15 protein-coding genes are annotated in these 14683 nt (G+C 62.8%); 3 read left to right on the forward strand and 12 right to left on the reverse strand.

Translation table 11 applies throughout. The features are described from left to right. Positions 1-12 precede the first annotated feature (12 nt). From NMB38_RS16680 to ppc, 5 genes are all read right to left on the reverse strand, one after another. On the reverse strand, positions 13-882 hold the full coding sequence (locus tag NMB38_RS16680; RefSeq protein WP_482577019.1) for a DUF72 domain-containing protein: 870 nt from the start codon (positions 880-882) through the stop codon (positions 13-15). A gap of 3 nt (positions 883-885) precedes the next feature. Beyond that, complete coding sequence (locus tag NMB38_RS16685; protein ID WP_049695516.1) at positions 886-1176, reverse strand: hypothetical protein; 291 nt, start codon at positions 1174-1176, stop codon at positions 886-888. A 130-nt stretch (positions 1177-1306) separates the two neighbouring features. After that, positions 1307-1981 carry a tRNA (adenosine(37)-N6)-threonylcarbamoyltransferase complex dimerization subunit type 1 TsaB gene (gene tsaB / locus NMB38_RS16690; RefSeq protein ID WP_027913848.1) on the reverse strand — a complete coding sequence of 225 codons (675 nt, stop codon included), beginning with the start codon at positions 1979-1981 and terminating at the stop codon, positions 1307-1309. Positions 1982-2147: 166 nt separating this feature from the next. Continuing rightward, positions 2148-2798 carry an adenylate kinase gene (gene adk / locus NMB38_RS16695; RefSeq protein ID WP_028686901.1) on the reverse strand — a complete coding sequence of 217 codons (651 nt, stop codon included), beginning with the start codon at positions 2796-2798 and terminating at the stop codon, positions 2148-2150. A 256-nt stretch (positions 2799-3054) separates the two neighbouring features. Continuing rightward, complete coding sequence (gene ppc, locus NMB38_RS16700) at positions 3055-5682, reverse strand: phosphoenolpyruvate carboxylase (protein WP_028686902.1); 2628 nt, start codon at positions 5680-5682, stop codon at positions 3055-3057. Positions 5683-5879: 197 nt separating this feature from the next. Between ppc and NMB38_RS16705 the strand changes: the two genes are divergently transcribed. The 3 genes from NMB38_RS16705 to lptF all read left to right on the forward strand — a co-directional run bounded on the left by NMB38_RS16705 (position 5880) and on the right by lptF (position 7747). After that, a complete protein-coding gene (locus NMB38_RS16705; RefSeq protein WP_027913845.1) occupies positions 5880-6221 on the forward strand; it encodes a hypothetical protein in 342 nt (113 codons plus the stop codon). Between the two features lie 279 nt (positions 6222-6500). Further along, the gene (locus tag NMB38_RS16710; RefSeq protein ID WP_023534068.1) at positions 6501-6914 is read left to right on the forward strand and encodes a DUF4398 domain-containing protein; all 414 of its coding nucleotides are present in this window, start codon (positions 6501-6503) and stop codon (positions 6912-6914) included. 50 nt (positions 6915-6964) lie between these two features. After that, positions 6965-7747: a lipotoxin F family OmpA-related lipoprotein LptF gene (lptF, locus tag NMB38_RS16715; protein WP_027913844.1), complete on the forward strand. Its 783-nt coding sequence runs from the start codon at positions 6965-6967 to the stop codon at positions 7745-7747. 88 nt (positions 7748-7835) lie between these two features. Here lptF and NMB38_RS16720 read toward each other — a convergent pair whose 3' ends face one another. The 7 genes from NMB38_RS16720 to prfB form a co-directional block, all read right to left on the reverse strand. Continuing rightward, a complete protein-coding gene (locus NMB38_RS16720; RefSeq protein WP_023534135.1) occupies positions 7836-8162 on the reverse strand; it encodes a PA3694 family proteiin in 327 nt (108 codons plus the stop codon). Continuing rightward, positions 8159-9082: an alpha/beta hydrolase gene (locus NMB38_RS16725; RefSeq protein WP_028686903.1), complete on the reverse strand. Its 924-nt coding sequence runs from the start codon at positions 9080-9082 to the stop codon at positions 8159-8161. Before NMB38_RS16725 ends, NMB38_RS16720 begins: the two co-directional genes overlap by 4 nt. After that, on the reverse strand, positions 9054-10352 hold the full coding sequence (locus NMB38_RS16730; RefSeq protein WP_173645886.1) for a flavohemoglobin expression-modulating QEGLA motif protein: 1299 nt from the start codon (positions 10350-10352) through the stop codon (positions 9054-9056). Before NMB38_RS16730 ends, NMB38_RS16725 begins: the two co-directional genes overlap by 29 nt. Before the next feature lie 103 nt (positions 10353-10455). Beyond that, on the reverse strand, positions 10456-11004 hold the full coding sequence (locus tag NMB38_RS16735; RefSeq protein WP_027913841.1) for a hypothetical protein: 549 nt from the start codon (positions 11002-11004) through the stop codon (positions 10456-10458). A gap of 27 nt (positions 11005-11031) precedes the next feature. Next, positions 11032-11736: a TetR/AcrR family transcriptional regulator gene (locus NMB38_RS16740; RefSeq protein ID WP_028686904.1), complete on the reverse strand. Its 705-nt coding sequence runs from the start codon at positions 11734-11736 to the stop codon at positions 11032-11034. A gap of 188 nt (positions 11737-11924) precedes the next feature. After that, entirely contained in the window at positions 11925-13427 is a 1503-nt protein-coding gene (lysS, locus tag NMB38_RS16745; RefSeq protein ID WP_028686905.1) for a lysine--tRNA ligase, read from the reverse strand. 92 nt (positions 13428-13519) lie between these two features. Then, a protein-coding gene (gene prfB, locus NMB38_RS16750; RefSeq protein ID WP_097223500.1) for a peptide chain release factor 2 occupies positions 13520-14615 on the reverse strand; the annotation gives its coding sequence in 2 pieces (ribosomal slippage) (positions 13520-14542 and positions 14544-14615; 1095 coding nt in all). Positions 14616-14683 lie beyond the last annotated feature (68 nt).

The following is a 14683-nucleotide window of genomic DNA, read 5'->3' on the forward strand; positions in this document are numbered from 1 at the left end:
ATGGGGAAGAAATCAGAGCAGGCCCAGCTGTTCGACCTCCGGCGCTCGCGGCAATTCCGGCAGTGCGGCCAGCCCGGGCAGGCGTAACATGAGCCGCTGGTGGAAACGTTGCGCCAACGCGGCCGCCAGGCGGTTGTCAGCAGTGTGCAAGAAGATGTACGGGCTGCGCCCCTCTTCGATCCACGCAGCCAGCTTGTCCACCCAAGGGGTCAGGAAGGGTTCGTTGTACTCAAGCGCCGGATGGCCGATGAAGCGCACCTGCGGACGCTGACTGAACGCGGCTGGTCGCGGCGGAACGTTGGGCTTCTTGGACTGGGCATGCACGATGGCGGGGTCAGTGGAGGTACAGCTGAACAGCGCCCTGGGATCGAGGCACACCCGCTCGACACCCAAGTCGGCCAGCAGGCGGTTGAGCGCGCGTTCATCCTCGCCCTTGGCGAAGAACGCCGGATGGCGCACCTCCACTGCAACGTTCACACCCACCTGCTGCAGGAACTGGCTCAGCTCTGCCAGTCGCCCCGGGCCGTACGAAGCGGGCAACTGCAGCCAGTAAGGGGACACGCGCGGCCCGAGCGGCGCCATCAGGCGAATGAAGTCAAAGGCAGGTTCGAGATGGTCGCGCAGGTCGCCACCGTGGCTGATGTCGCGGGGGAACTTGGCCGTGAAGCGAAAATGCGCTGGCATCGTTGCCGCCCACCGGGCCACCGTGGCAGGCGATGGCCTGGCATAGAACGTGGTATTGCCTTCGACGGCATTGAAGACCTGGGTGTACAGCCCAAGCATCTGCGCGGCGCTGGCGTCGGCAGGGTACAGGTACTCACGCCAGGCGTTTTCGCTCCACGAGGGGCAGCCAATGAAATAGGGGATGGACGGCAGGCTCATCCGTCAAATGTACAGGTCGAGCCCCAGTACTTCCATGTCCCAGTCGGTAAAGCCCGCTGTGCTCAGGTAACTGGCGAGTGCCGAGGCGGTGCGCCGGTCACGGGCGCGGGGGAACACCATGTCCTGCTGACGGGCTGGCAGCGTCCCGGTACGGCGACGAGCAGCAGGCTCCTGGGCTGCCATGGCGACCTCTTCCACCAGTTCGCCATCATCGGCCACGTCATCATGCACCGCTGCCTTGCGCGGCGTGCGCTTGATCGGAAAGGACTGTGATGAGAAACCGTCGACACGCATGGCATGAGCACCCAGGACCAATGATGGCAATTTAGCAGCATTGATGGCCCGCCGCTAATGCTCGATTGAGAACTTGACCACACTTTATGCAAAAGGTTGTAGCACTATCGAGCGTGCCCGACGAACAGCCTTACTGCTTTTTGGGCGTTGCCACGTTATCGCGCAGGTAAATCGGCTGAGCCTGCTCAGCTGCGATGGCTTCACCCCGGGCCCAGGCAAAGCGCGCCAGGCTCAGCACATCAAGGGCACTGGGCAAGGCCGAGGGGTCGCTTGCGTCAGCAGTGACCGCCAGGCGCTCGGCATAGCCCCAACCCGTACCTGCTCCGAACCATGGTCCTTGCGCCCCTGCTGGCAACGCCACACATTCGGGTGGCAGCACCGCTTCAGCGCCTTGCAGGCGCATTTCCCCGGCTACGGCCTGATAGCAGCCCCAGTACACTTCGTCCATACGCGCATCGATGGCGGCGGCCACTTGCTGGGCACCCTGTTGACGCAGTGCGCCCTGGGCCAGCGCTGCGAGATTGGACACCGGCAACACGGGCCGCTCCAGGGCGAAAGCCAGCCCCTGCACCACGCCGATGGCAATGCGCACACCAGTGAACGCACCCGGGCCACGGCCGAACGCAATGGCATCGACCGTGCCCAGGGCTACGCCGGATTCGGCCAGCAGTTGCTTGATCATTGGCAGCAACTTCTGGGCATGCATGCGTGGGATCACCTCGTAATGGCTGGTTACCTCACCGTTATGCAGCAGTGCAACGGAACAGGCTTCGGTGGCGGTATCCAGGGCCAACAAGGTGGTCATCGAACAGGTATCCAGGTGTGAGTGGGAAAGAGCGCGAGTATAGAGCAGCCGCGCCTTCGTGTCCCAAAGGGCCGCCGTGTGGGCTGCCGGGGATACGCCCACACCGCACAAGGCCAAAAACGACAACGGCCCGCAAGCGGGCCGTCGTTCAATGACAATGTGCCGATCAGCTCAGCGCGGCCAGTACCTTGGCAGTGATCGCTTCTACCGAGCCCACACCTTCGATGTGGCTGTACTTGGGCTTGCCACCGTTGGTCGCCGACAGCTTCTGGTAGAAGTCTACCAGTGGCTTGGTCTGGCTGTGGTAGACCGACAGGCGATGGCGAACGGTTTCTTCCTTGTCGTCATCGCGCTGGATCAGGTCTTCGCCAGTGACATCGTCCTTGCCTTCGATTTTCGGCGGGTTGTACTGGACATGGTAGGTACGGCCCGAGGCCAGGTGCACACGACGGCCTGCCATGCGGCCAACGATCTCTTCGTCGTCCACGGCGATCTCGACCACGGCATCAATGTTCACGCCCGCATCGTCCATGGCCTCTGCCTGTGGGATAGTGCGCGGGAAACCGTCGAACAGGCAGCCGTTGGCGCAATCAGGCTGGGCGATGCGCTCTTTGACCAGGCTGATGATCAACTCGTCGGAGACCAGTTGGCCGGCATCCATGACTTTTTTCAGCTCCAGGCCCAAGGGCGTGCCGGCCTTGACCGCCGCACGCAGCATGTCGCCGGTGGAGATCTGTGGAATACCGAACTTTTCGGTGATGAACTTTGCCTGAGTACCTTTACCGGCCCCGGGAGCTCCCAGCAGAATTACGCGCATCTTGTGCTCCTCAAATTTTTGTATGCAATTCAATGGATTCGGCAACCAGGGCCAAGTCCGGAAATTAGGTATGACCATGAATCGGTCAGAAGGCTGCTCAAGATACACAGCGCCTGCCAGCCCGACAAGCGTCCCAAAGTTGCATGAATGCACCACTTCAGGTCGAGCGGGTCAGTGGTTGCGCCCAGCGCAACCCCCGTGCCGTCGCTGTTCGATGCCCCCCTGCACCTTTCTGAAGCAGCCCCGCCCCCTCCCCTCAACCGGTGTTGCGCAGCCCCGCGGCGATACCGGCGATGGTCACCAGCAACGCCTGCTCCAGCGGGCTGTCCAGAGCGGCCTGGCGGTCACGCGAACGCGCCAGCAGTTCTGCCTGCAGCCGATGCAGCGGGTCCAGGTAGGTGTTGCGCAGGCGGATGAATTCCAGGGTTTCGGGGCTATGCGCCAGTAGCACCTGCTGCCCGGTCAGGCTCAGCACGACCTGGCACGACTGCGACAATAGGTCGCGCAGCTGTGTACCTAAAGGTAGCAGGTGCGGTTGCACCAGACGTTGGTCATAGGCCTCTGCAATTTGGGCATCGGCTTTGGCCAGGACCATCTCCAGCATGTCGATGCGCGTGCGGAAGAATGGCCACTGCTCGCGCATCTGCGCAAGCAACGGGCCCTGCCCGGCAGCCAGCGCGTTGTTCAGTGCCGTCTCCCAACCCAGCCAGGCTGGGAGCATCAGTCGAGTCTGGGTCCAGCCGAAGATCCAGGGGATGGCGCGCAGGCTTTCGATACCGCCGGCACGTCGCTTGGCCGGGCGACTGCCCAGCGGCAGGCGCCCCAACTCCTGCTCGGGGGTAGACTGGCGGAAGTACTCGACGAAGTCCGGGTGCTCACGCACCACGTCGCGGTAGGCCTTGACCCCATCGGCAGCCATCTGATCCATGAGGTCGCGCCAGGCCGGCTGCGGGGGCGGCGGTGGCAGCAGCGTGGCTTCGAGCACGGCGGCCAGATACAGGTTGAGGTTCTGCTCGGCAATGCCAGGCAAGCCGAACTTGAAGCGGATCATCTCCCCCTGTTCGGTGGTGCGGAACCGCCCGGCGACCGAACCCGGCGGTTGCGACAAAATGGCGGCGTGAGCCGGGCCGCCGCCGCGCCCCACCGTACCGCCCCGGCCATGGAACAGCAGCAATTCGACCTGGTGCTCGGCGCAAATGCGCACCAGGCTTTCCTGGGCGCGGTACTGGGCCCAGGCCGCGGCCGTGGTGCCCGCATCCTTGGCCGAATCGGAATAGCCGATCATGACCTCCTGAGGGCCATGCAGGCCGGCGCGATAACTGGGCAGCGCCAGCAGACGCTGCATCACCGGGCCCGCGTTATCCAGGTCAGCCAGGGTTTCGAACAGCGGCACCACCCGCATCGGACGGGTCAGGCCGGTTTCCTTGAGCAGCAATTGCACCGCCAGCACGTCCGACGCAGCACCTGCCATCGAAATCACGTACGAGCCCAGCGAGGCGCCTGGCGCCGCGGCGATCTCCCGGCAGGTGGCCAACACCTCGGCCGTCTCGTCCTGAGGCTCGAAGTGGGCTGGCAGCAGCGGCCTACGGTTGGCCAGCTCCTGTTCCAGGAAGTCGATACGCTGTTCCTCATCCCAGTCGGCATACCGGCCCATGCCTAGGTACTCGGTGATTTCGCTCAGCGCATCACGGTGACGCGCGGCGTCCTGGCGCACGTCCAGCCTGACCAGGAAGAGGCCGAAGGTCACGGCCCGGCGCAGGCAGTCCAGCAGCGGGCCATCGGCGATGATGCCCATGCCGCAGTCATGCAGCGACTGGTGACACCATTGCAACGGTGCAACCAGCTCGCGGTTGTCCACCAGCACGTCAGGCCCAGGCGGTACGTTGGCAGACAGTGCCGAATGGGCCCAGCTGCGAGTTGCCCGCAAGCGCTCGCGCAGTTGCTTGAGCAGCGCACGGTAAGGCTCCGGGCTGTCGCCCACGTGCTCGCGCAAGGCCGTACTGGCCTGTTGCATGGAAAGCTCGGCCGCCAGCGCATCGATATCGCGCAGGAACAGGTCCGCTGCCATCCAACGCGCCAGCAGCAGGACTTCCCGGGTGACCTTGGCGGTAACATTGGGGTTGCCGTCCCGGTCGCCGCCCATCCACGAAGCGAAGCGGATGGGGGCCGCCGTCAGTGGCAGCCGCTGGCCGGTCGCCTCCTGCAGGGCGTGATCGACTTTGCGCAGGTGGTTGGGGATGGCGTGCCACAACGAGTGCTCGATCACGGCGAAGCCCCATTTGGCCTCATCCACGGGCGTGGGGCGTGTACGGCGGATTTCCTCGGTATGCCAGGCCTCGGCAATCAGACGGCGCAAGCGGTCGCGGATCTGCGCGGTTTCGGCGGGGGTCAGGTCGCGATGATCCTGGGCAGCCAGCTGGGCGGCGATGGCGTCGTACTTCTGGATCAGGGTACGCCGCGAGACTTCGGTAGGGTGCGCAGTGAGCACCAGCTGGATATCCAGGCCAGCCAACTGCCGCGCCAGGTCCTGATCGTCATGGCCGGCCTGCTTGAGGCGGGCCAGCAGCTCCGGCAGCACGCGGGCCTCGAAGGGCTCGGGCTGGTCGGCATCGCGGCGTCGTATCAACTGGTATTGCTCGGCCATGTTGGCCAGGTTGAGGAACTGGTTGAATGCCCTGGCCACCGGCAACAGTTCGTCATCGTCCAGATCACCCAGGGTCGAGCTGAGCTCTTCGCCGGCATTGCGTCGATCAGCTTTCGCGCTGTGACGAATATCCTCGATCTTCTGCAAAAATTCATCGCCATACTGGTGACGAATCGTGTCGCCGAGCAGCTCTCCCAGCACATGGACATCTTCACGCAAACGCACATCGATATCGGTCATTGGCCCTCTCCGTGGCGCAGCTCAAGCGCCTGGCATGCCTTGTTAGGCTCATCGCGCTGCCTGTGAGGCCGCGACCTCATGCCAGAGTGCCAAGAGCAAGGCGGCGATGGCAAGCCATGCACACCCAAAGCAAACTAATGTCGATGCTCACCACTCTCATGCCTTGCGTGCCCTAGCAGGCGCTAACAGAGGTCATCATGAAAATTCGTGAACTCGCCCAGCACTGGGAACAGAACGCGGCCGGCACCCTCAGCCGTACCGAACATGTGTTGCACCTTGATCTGGAGTCCGAAGCGCGCCTGGCGGCGCTCATCGACATGTACCCCAAGCGAACCGCCGAAGCGCTACTTGGCGAACTGGTCGGTGCGGCGCTGGAGGAGCTGGAGGCAAGCTTCCCCTATGTCCAGGGACGCCAGGTCATCGCCACCGATGAAGAGGGTGATCCCTTGTACGAAGACGTAGGGCCCACGCCCCGCTTCCTCGCACTTTCGCGTCAGCATTTGCATGCGCTGAACGGGGCGGGGGGAGATGAGAAATGACCGTCGCCCGACCAAGACTTCGGTTGCTGGCCGTAGCGAAAACCGCTTGGGCAGGCAAAAGTTCCGCTGAATTTCAGCTGACCGATTAGTCAGAAAGAGTTACTCGTAATCTGGACTTTTTACTGAACTATTCGAAAATTCTTCCAGTCGGAGCCAATAGCCATCACGCTAAAACCCTGCACACCGGTACTTGTGCGCCATTCAGCTGAAGCGCATGAAAACGGTCCGGGGAATGAGCGATGGACTGCTACGGACATCGTCATTATCAGGAGTGATCCAATGGAGCTGACCACCATGAAAACCCGCACTGTCAAACCTTCATCCACTTACGTGCGCGGGTTCAAGCTGGCCGCGCTGGCCCTGGGCAGTAGCCTGGTCCTGGCTGGCTGTGCAGGCAACCCGCCAACCGAACAGTATGCTGTGACCCAGTCCGCCGTGAACTCTGCCGTCAGCGCAGGCGGCACCGAGTACGCTGCTGTCGAAATGAAAGCAGCTCAGGACAAGTTCAAGCAGGCCGAAATCGCCATGCATGACAAGAAGTACGACGAAGCCAAGCGTCTGGCCGAACAGGCCGAATGGGACGCGCGTCTCGCCGAACGTAAGGCCCAGGCGGCCAAGGCCCAGAAGGCCGTACAGGACGCCCGTCAAGGCGCCCAGGACGTACGTGAGGAAGGCCTGCGCAGCGCTCAATGAGCCCTGCCCTGTCTCCCTTAGCCTTCGCACTCGATCAAAGGATGAACACTATGCGCAAACACGTCATGATTCCCGCCCTCCTGGCCCTGAGCGTCGGTCTCGCTGCCTGCTCGCACGACCCGAACGCCAACCTGGAAGCGGCTCGCACCAACTTCTCTTCCCTGCAGAGCGATCCGCAGGCCAGCAAAGTGGCTGCCCTTGAAACCAAGGATGCCCAGGACTGGCTGAACAAGGCTGACAAAGCCTACATGGACCGCGAAGACGAGCAGAAGGTCGACCAACTGGCCTACCTGACCAACCAGCGTGTTGAAGTGGCCAAGCAGACCATCGCCCTGCGCACTGCTGAAGGCGACCTGAAAAACGCCGCCGCGCTGCGCGCACAGGCCAAGCTGGACGCCCGTGACGCCCAGATCGCCAAGCTGCAGCAAAGCCTGAACGCCAAGCAGACCGAGCGCGGCACCCTGGTAACCTTCGGCGACGTGCTGTTCGACTTCAACAAGGCTGAGCTCAAGAGCAATGCCTACCCGAACATCACCAAGCTGGCTCAGTTCCTTCAGGAAAACCCTGAGCGCAAAGTGATCGTCGAGGGTTACACCGACAGCGTCGGCTCGGCCAGCTACAACCAGTCCCTGTCCGAGCGTCGCGCCGGCAGCGTACGCATGGCACTGGTCCGCGCGGGCGTAGACCCAGCGCGCATCGTTGCCCAGGGCTATGGCAAGGAATATCCGGTAGCGGATAACTCCAGCAACTCGGGCCGCGCCCAGAACCGTCGTGTGGAAGTGACCATTTCCAATGACAACCAGCCAGTTGCACCGCGTTCTTCGATGAAGTAACGCTGCACGGCAGGAACAAGAACCCCGCGCTGGAGCGTCCCTCCAGCGCGGGGTTCTTTTTTGGTGCTACCGGTTAGCCAAGTAGGCCCTATCGCACCTGCTGCGGCGTATCGGCGCCCACGCAGCGTACGGCGCGCTTGCGGCTGTCGACGAGCACGCCACTGAGGCCTTTTTGCTGGGTGTCGAACAGTACCAGCACGCCATCGGCGCACTGGGCTACCTGCGCTGCCGGCTCCAGTGACACCTTGTAGTCTTCGCCCGGTACCGTCTTGAGCATGGTGAAATCCTGCAGCAACAAGGCATCCTCAGGCTTGGCGAAGTGCAGGTAGCCGTAGTACCACAGGGCCCCTACCGTCACGATAATGCTGCCGACTCCTGTCAGGATCAGCGGTATGGCGTTGCGTTCTTCGCTCATTGCGGGTTCTTCTCGTCATAGGCATTGGGCACTTCGGCGAGCCGCCGCAGGCCGGTGAAGTGGCTGGGGTCATCCAGAAAACGCAGCATCACTTCACGCCAGGTAGGGTCGGCGAACGTCTGCACGTGTCCACCTCGGGTCAACTGCAGCACCCGTGGAGGGGGTGCCTGCTGATACAGGCGGATGACGTTGTTCATGGGCACCAGGTCATCATCGATGCTGTGGAAAAAGAGCTTGGGCGGGCTGGTCAGCTGCCCGACGGACTCGATGGCGCTATCGGCATCGGGCACCAGCCAGGACAACGGCACCTGAAGCGGCCAGGTCATCCACGAGGTGCTCAAGGCGTATCGGCCCACCGCCCGGTAGCTGGCCGGAACGCCGTCGAACACCAGAGCGCTGAAGCGTTCGCGCTGCTCGGGATGGGCCGCCAGGTAGTGGATGGCCATGGCACCGCCCAGGCTCTGCCCCAGCAAGACCAGGGGTTTGCCCTTGACCTGCGGAGACTGGTCGAGCCAGGCCATGGCGGCGGCGATATCCTGATAGACCTCAGGTAGCCGCGGCTTGCCATCGGACAGGCCGTAGCCTCGGTAGTCGATCATCAGCACTTGGTAACCCTGCTCCGGCAACCAGTAGCTGCCGCCCAGGTGACCGGGCAGATTGCCCCCATTACCGTGCAGGTGCAGTATCGTGCCCTTGACCGCCACACCTGGCTTGGCCGGCAGCCACCAGGCATGCAGGCGTACACCGTCGGCGGCGACCAGGGTGACATCGCTGTAGGCGAGCCTGGCGCGCTCTGGCGTGAACGCTTGGCCCCGCTCAGGGTAGAACAGCAAGCCGCTGCACCCGCCCAGCAGCACCAGCACCATGCCCGCCGTCAGCAGGCGGAGCCCGTCAAAGGATATTCGCGTAGTCGGTTTCAATACGGTCCAGGCTCAAGTGGTTGAGGAAGTTGGAAAAGCACATCCAGGCCGACAAGGCGTTCAAGTCGCGGAATTGCTCAGGCAGGTACTTGGGCGGCTCCACCAGGCCCTCCTCGACAAGCTGGCGCAGGGTGCGCATGTCTTCGAGGGTGGTCTTGCCACAGAACAGCAGCGGTATCTGCTCCAGCTTGCCCTTCTTCACGGCCAACTGAATGTAGTTGTAAACCATGATGAAGCCCTTGAGGTAGGACAAGTCCTTGGTGAATGGCAAGCCATTGGGCACCGACCCACGGAATACCCGGCTGGCATTGCTGTAGCTTTGCCCCATGTCGAAGCCCTGCTCCTGGAAGAACCGGTACACCTGCATGAAGTCCGCACCGTCCTCGACCATGTGTATGGCGCGGGTGCGGTTGGTCAGTTTGCGCAGGCGGCTGGGGTAGGAGGCGAAAGCGATGACTTCCATCAGGATGGCCAGGCCTTCCTGGGTCACCGTCGAGGACGGCGGGCCCTTGGCCAGGAACGTGCAGATAGGCTGGTTCAGGCCATTGAGGGTAGTGCCCACGTGCACCAACCCCTCGTGCACTTCCAGGGCCCGTACATCGCGCGCGTTGAACATGGCATCGGCACGCACCTTGATGTAGTCGGCACCGGCGGCGGCATCGGCCACGATACCGTCGGACTCGAACACGCGAATGGTCCCCTCGGCTTCACCGAACACCTTGTTCAACCGGCACTGGAGGATTTCCACCGCCTGCTTGGCCGTCAGGTCCTTCGGCTCGTCCTTGAGGTCACCGCGTCCATCGATGTTGTTCAGGTAGTCCGACAGCATCAGGCCAAGGTCGGCCAGGGTCGGGTCACCGGCATGGAAAACATCGGAGGCAGCGCCGTACAGCTCCTGGGAAATCAGACCGAAATCTTGCGTACCCCTGGCCTCGAGCATGCGCACGACCATGCGGTACTCGCGGCACATGCGTTTCATGATCTGCCCCACGGGGCTGAACTGGCCAAGCTGGCGAATGATGTCACGCTCGATAGCCTGGAACTCCGCCTTTACAGCGCTGGAGTCGAACCCCAGTGAGCGCGCCTGATAATAGGCACGGTCCACGGCAGGCGGGACCTTGCCCTTGGCCTCGAAGAAGCCGCGACGGATGCCATCGTCCCACTTGACTGCATCGAGCACGCGAATCGGCGTTTGCGCAGCCACGATGCGGTCGGACAGTGCGCGAATGGTTTGCTGGTACTCGTCCACAAAGAAATCCTTATCGGCCATCAGGCCAAGCCATGTCCCGCTCGTGTCGGCCGACTCAAGTGTCGAGCAGCCGAGGCGAGAGTGCGCCCTTGGCGCATCCGCGAATCACCAGAGACTTGCCCTGTCACTGGCCAGCGCGTTTGAAGCGCACTGCCTCCACGAACAGGTCCGAATTCGCTGGGTCGTTGAGGTAGGCCAGGACACGCGCTGGTGGGCTGTCGACCAGCAGACCCTCGCCGTTGTCCTGCGCCACCTCGGTGCTGTGCCCGCTCAATTCCTTGCTGTTCACGGCCTGCTGCACTTGCTGCAGATCGAGGTTATAGACCACCAGCTCCTTGCCATCGACGATATCGAAACCACCGATCACGTAGTTGCCGCCCAGGTCGCCAGGCACTCGCGCCGACAGGTACCAGCGGTTACCCTGCTGGGCCACATTGAATACATAGGTTTGGGCAGATTTGCCCTTGGGTGTGGCCACCGCTTTGTAGGCACCTGCGTCGGCACGCGTGATGACCAGCTTCAGCGGCTCGCCCCAGGCGTCCTTGGTGGTCCAGCTGCCCACCAGCCCCTTGGGGGCCGAGGACTTACCGGGTAGCGGTTCGGAAAAGGTCACCAGACAACCGCCCAGCATCAGGAATGACAGCGTCAACAGCACCACACGCCAGGCTTTCATCAGGTTTCTTCCTCGAAAAGGTCGGGCTCAAGCCGACGCCAGCACCAACTGCAAGTATCGGGTAAGCATCGCCAGCATCGGCCCATCGGCCTGCGCCTCGGCGTGCTTGAGCAGGCCCTGATATTCCATCTGCTCGATAATCGCCGTCAACATCTGTGCATCCTGTTCGGGCTGTCGCGAGCCAACGACCTGCAGCAGTTGGCGCGTACCGTGCAGCAGAATCTGCTCGTGAGCACAGACCAGATCGGCCAGGCGTGGGCACAGCAGCGCTTCCTGGCGAAACGCCTGCTCGGCCATCATGAAATCGCGGCGGGTGAGCAGTTGGCGCTGCACGTAATCGGCCGTCATGCGCGCCACTTCATCGGCCAGTTTTGCCCGTGCCTGGGGACTGCCGTCACCTTGGGCCAGCAGTTGGCGCAACACTGCTTCGGTGTTGAGCCAGAGCTTGGCCATGTAGGCGGCGCTGCGTTCGACGTACTGGGCGAACGTGTCGGTGAGCAGGTCCTCGATGTCCTTGAAGTAGTAGGTGGTGGCCGACAGCGGCACCCCTGCCTCTGCGGCGACGGCACGGTGTCGCACGCCCCGCACGCCATCGCGCACCACGATGCGCATGGCGGCGTCCAGAATCAGTTGGCGACGCTGCTCACTGCCTTGCCGGGCCGTCTTGCGGCCCTGGTAGCGCACGCTTTCGGCAACGGCAGTGGCGATGCCTGCAGCCCCTTGTTGAGCCATGGCGGTTGTCATGGAGTACCTCATGTACGGTGTCTGGTCGGAGCATGCCCGTTCGCGTCCGATCTGCCCCCAGGCGTTGGAATCGCAGATTGCTTCGCAGGCGCTTGGATCGCGAGCGGGCCGGTAATGACAACATAATGCTTCAGGCAAGAAAAAGCCGCCTGAAAAGGCGGCTTTTTCGACTTCACTCAGCCCTGCGGACGCATGTGCGGGAACAGGATCACATCGCGGATCGATGGCGAGTTGGTCAACAGCATCACCAGGCGGTCGATGCCGATGCCCTCGCCCGCCGTTGGCGGCATGCCGTATTCCAGCGCGCGCACGAAGTCGGCGTCGTAATGCATGGCCTCGTCGTCACCGGCATCCTTCTCGGCCACCTGGGCCAGGAAGCGCTCGGCCTGGTCTTCGGCATCGTTGAGCTCGGAGTAGGCGTTGGCGATTTCGCGCCCGCCGATGAACAGTTCGAAACGGTCGGTCACCGCAGGGTTCTCGTCGTTGCGACGGGCCAGCGGCGAGACCTCGAACGGGTACTCGGTGATGAAGTGCGGCTGCTCCAGCTTGTGCTCGACCAGCTCTTCGAAAATCATCACCTGCAGCTTGCCCAGGCCTTCATGGCCCAGCACCTTCGCACCGGCCTTGCGAGCGATGTCGCGGGCGCGGTCGACATCCTGCAGATCGGCAGCGGTGAGCTCCGGGTTGTATTTGAGGATCGAGTCGAACACCGACAGGCGCACGAAGGGCTCGCCGAAGTGGAAGACCTTGTCACCGTACGGCACATCGGTAGATCCCAGCACCAGCTGCGCCAGCTCGCGGAACAGTTCCTCGGTGAGGTCCATGTTGTCGCGGTAGTCGGCGTAGGCCTGGTAGAACTCGAGCATGGTGAACTCGGGGTTGTGGCGCGTCGAAACCCCTTCGTTGCGGAAGTTGCGGTTGATTTCGAAGACCTTCTCGAAACCACCGACGACCAGACGCTTGAGGTACAGCTCAGGCGCGATACGCAGGAACATGGCCATGTCCAGCGCATTGTGGTGGGTTTCGAACGGCTTGGCCGCTGCACCGCCCGGGATGGTCTGCAGCATCGGCGTCTCGACTTCGAGGAAGTCGCGCTCGATGAGGAACTTGCGAATGTGCGAGATGACCTGGGAGCGCACGCGGAAGGTGTGGCGTGTCTCTTCGTTGACCATCAGGTCGACGTAGCGCTGGCGGTAGCGCTGCTCGGTGTCGGTCAGGCCGTGGTGTTTGTCGGGCAGCGGACGCAGCGACTTGGTCAGCAGGCGCACCTGGGTCATTTCGACGTACAGGTCACCCTTGCCCGAGCGAGCCAGGGTGCCCTCGGCGCTGATGATGTCGCCCAGGTCCCAGGTCTTGACCGCAGCCAGGGTTTCTTCGGGCAGGGTCTTGCGGTTGACGTAGACCTGGATGCGGCCGGTCATGTCCTGGATGACCATGAACGAGCCACGGTTGAGCATGATGCGGCCCGCCACCTTGACCGGGATCGCGGCTGCTTCCAGCTCTTCCTTGGTCTTGTCCGCGTACTGTTTCTGCAGGTCGTTGCAGTAGCTGTCGCGACGGAAGTCGTTGGGGAAGGCATTGCCCTTGGCGCGTTCTGCTGCAAGCTTTTCCTTGCGCAGGGCGATCAGGGCGTTTTCTTCCTGTTGCAGGTCTTGCGATTCGGTCTTCAGGTCGCTCATGTCGTCTTTGTTTCCATCAGGTATTCGTTGCCCTTGGCGGGCAGGGCGCGCGCTACCGGCACGAGGCCGGTGGCGCGGCGATAGGGTGTGGCTTACAGCCCCTGTTTGAGGCTCGCTTCCAGGTACTGGTCAAGGTCACCGTCCAGCACTTTCTGGCAGTCGCTGCGTTCCACGCCGGTACGCAGGTCCTTGATGCGCGAGTCGTCCAGCACGTACGAGCGGATCTGGTGGCCCCAGCCAATGTCCGACTTGCTGTCTTCCAGCGCCTGCGAGGCCGCATTGCGTTTCTGCATCTCCAGCTCGTACAACTTGGCCCGCAGCATTTTCATGGCGGTGTCCTTGTTGGCATGCTGGGAGCGTTCGTTCTGGCACGCCACCACGGTGTTGGTCGGCACGTGGGTGATACGCACTGCCGAGTCGGTGGTGTTCACGTGCTGGCCGCCGGCGCCCGAGGAGCGGTAGGTGTCGATGCGCAGGTCCGACGGGTTGATCTCGATTTCGACCTTGTCGTCGATTTCGGGCGAGACGAACACGGCCGAGAACGAGGTGTGGCGGCGGGCGCCGGAGTCGAACGGGCTCTTGCGCACCAGGCGGTGCACGCCGATCTCGGTGCGCAGCCAGCCGAAGGCATATTCGCCCTTGATGTGCACGGTGGCGCCCTTGATGCCAGCCACTTCGCCCTCGGAGAGTTCGATGATGGTGGCGTCGAAACCACGCTTGTCGGCCCAGCGCAGGTACATGCGCAACAGAATGTTGGCCCAGTCCTGCGCCTCGGTCCCGCCGGAGCCGGCCTGGATGTCGAGGTAGGCGTTGTTCATGTCCATCTCGCCGCTGAACATGCGACGGAACTCGAGCTGGGCCAGGTTTTCTTCAAGGCCATGCAGTTCGGTCACGACGTCGCCGACAGCGCCCTCGTCGCCCTCTTCGACGGCCATGTCCAGCAGGTCCTTGCAATCGGCCAGGCCGTTGGACAGCTTGTCCAGCGTCTCGACGACCTGCGCCAGCATGGACCGCTCACGGCCCAGGGCCTGGGCGTACTCGGGCTTGTTCCAGACGTTGGGGTCTTCCAGCTCGCGATTGACTTCGATCAGGCGGTCATGCTTGAGATCGTAGTCAAAGATACCCCCGAATGGACTGGGAGCGGTCGGAGAGGTCCTTGATGGTGTTCAGGATCGGTTGGATTTCCATGGGCAGGCTACTCGTGCGAATTCGGTGAAAAGCCTGCGAGTATAACCGAGTCGGCCGCGTGGCGGCAG

Source organism: Pseudomonas sp. FBCC-B35, assembly GCF_059133755.1.

Coding starts and splice junctions, on each gene's coding strand:
- ppc (WP_028686902.1), bottom strand. CDS start 5,682: ATGACCGATATCGATGTGCGTTTGCGTGAAGATGTCCATGTGCTGGGA.
- lptF (WP_027913844.1), top strand. CDS start 6,965: ATGCGCAAACACGTCATGATTCCCGCCCTCCTGGCCCTGAGCGTCGGT.
- NMB38_RS16730 (WP_173645886.1), bottom strand. CDS start 10,352: ATGGCCGATAAGGATTTCTTTGTGGACGAGTACCAGCAAACCATTCGC.
- NMB38_RS16680 (WP_482577019.1), bottom strand. CDS start 882: ATGAGCCTGCCGTCCATCCCCTATTTCATTGGCTGCCCCTCGTGGAGC.
- tsaB (WP_027913848.1), bottom strand. CDS start 1,981: ATGACCACCTTGTTGGCCCTGGATACCGCCACCGAAGCCTGTTCCGTT.
- NMB38_RS16740 (WP_028686904.1), bottom strand. CDS start 11,736: ATGGCTCAACAAGGGGCTGCAGGCATCGCCACTGCCGTTGCCGAAAGC.
- lysS (WP_028686905.1), bottom strand. CDS start 13,427: ATGAGCGACCTGAAGACCGAATCGCAAGACCTGCAACAGGAAGAAAAC.
- NMB38_RS16720 (WP_023534135.1), bottom strand. CDS start 8,162: ATGAGCGAAGAACGCAACGCCATACCGCTGATCCTGACAGGAGTCGGC.
- NMB38_RS16705 (WP_027913845.1), top strand. CDS start 5,880: ATGAAAATTCGTGAACTCGCCCAGCACTGGGAACAGAACGCGGCCGGC.
- adk (WP_028686901.1), bottom strand. CDS start 2,798: ATGCGCGTAATTCTGCTGGGAGCTCCCGGGGCCGGTAAAGGTACTCAG.
- NMB38_RS16685 (WP_049695516.1), bottom strand. CDS start 1,176: ATGCGTGTCGACGGTTTCTCATCACAGTCCTTTCCGATCAAGCGCACG.
- NMB38_RS16710 (WP_023534068.1), top strand. CDS start 6,501: ATGGAGCTGACCACCATGAAAACCCGCACTGTCAAACCTTCATCCACT.
- NMB38_RS16735 (WP_027913841.1), bottom strand. CDS start 11,004: ATGAAAGCCTGGCGTGTGGTGCTGTTGACGCTGTCATTCCTGATGCTG.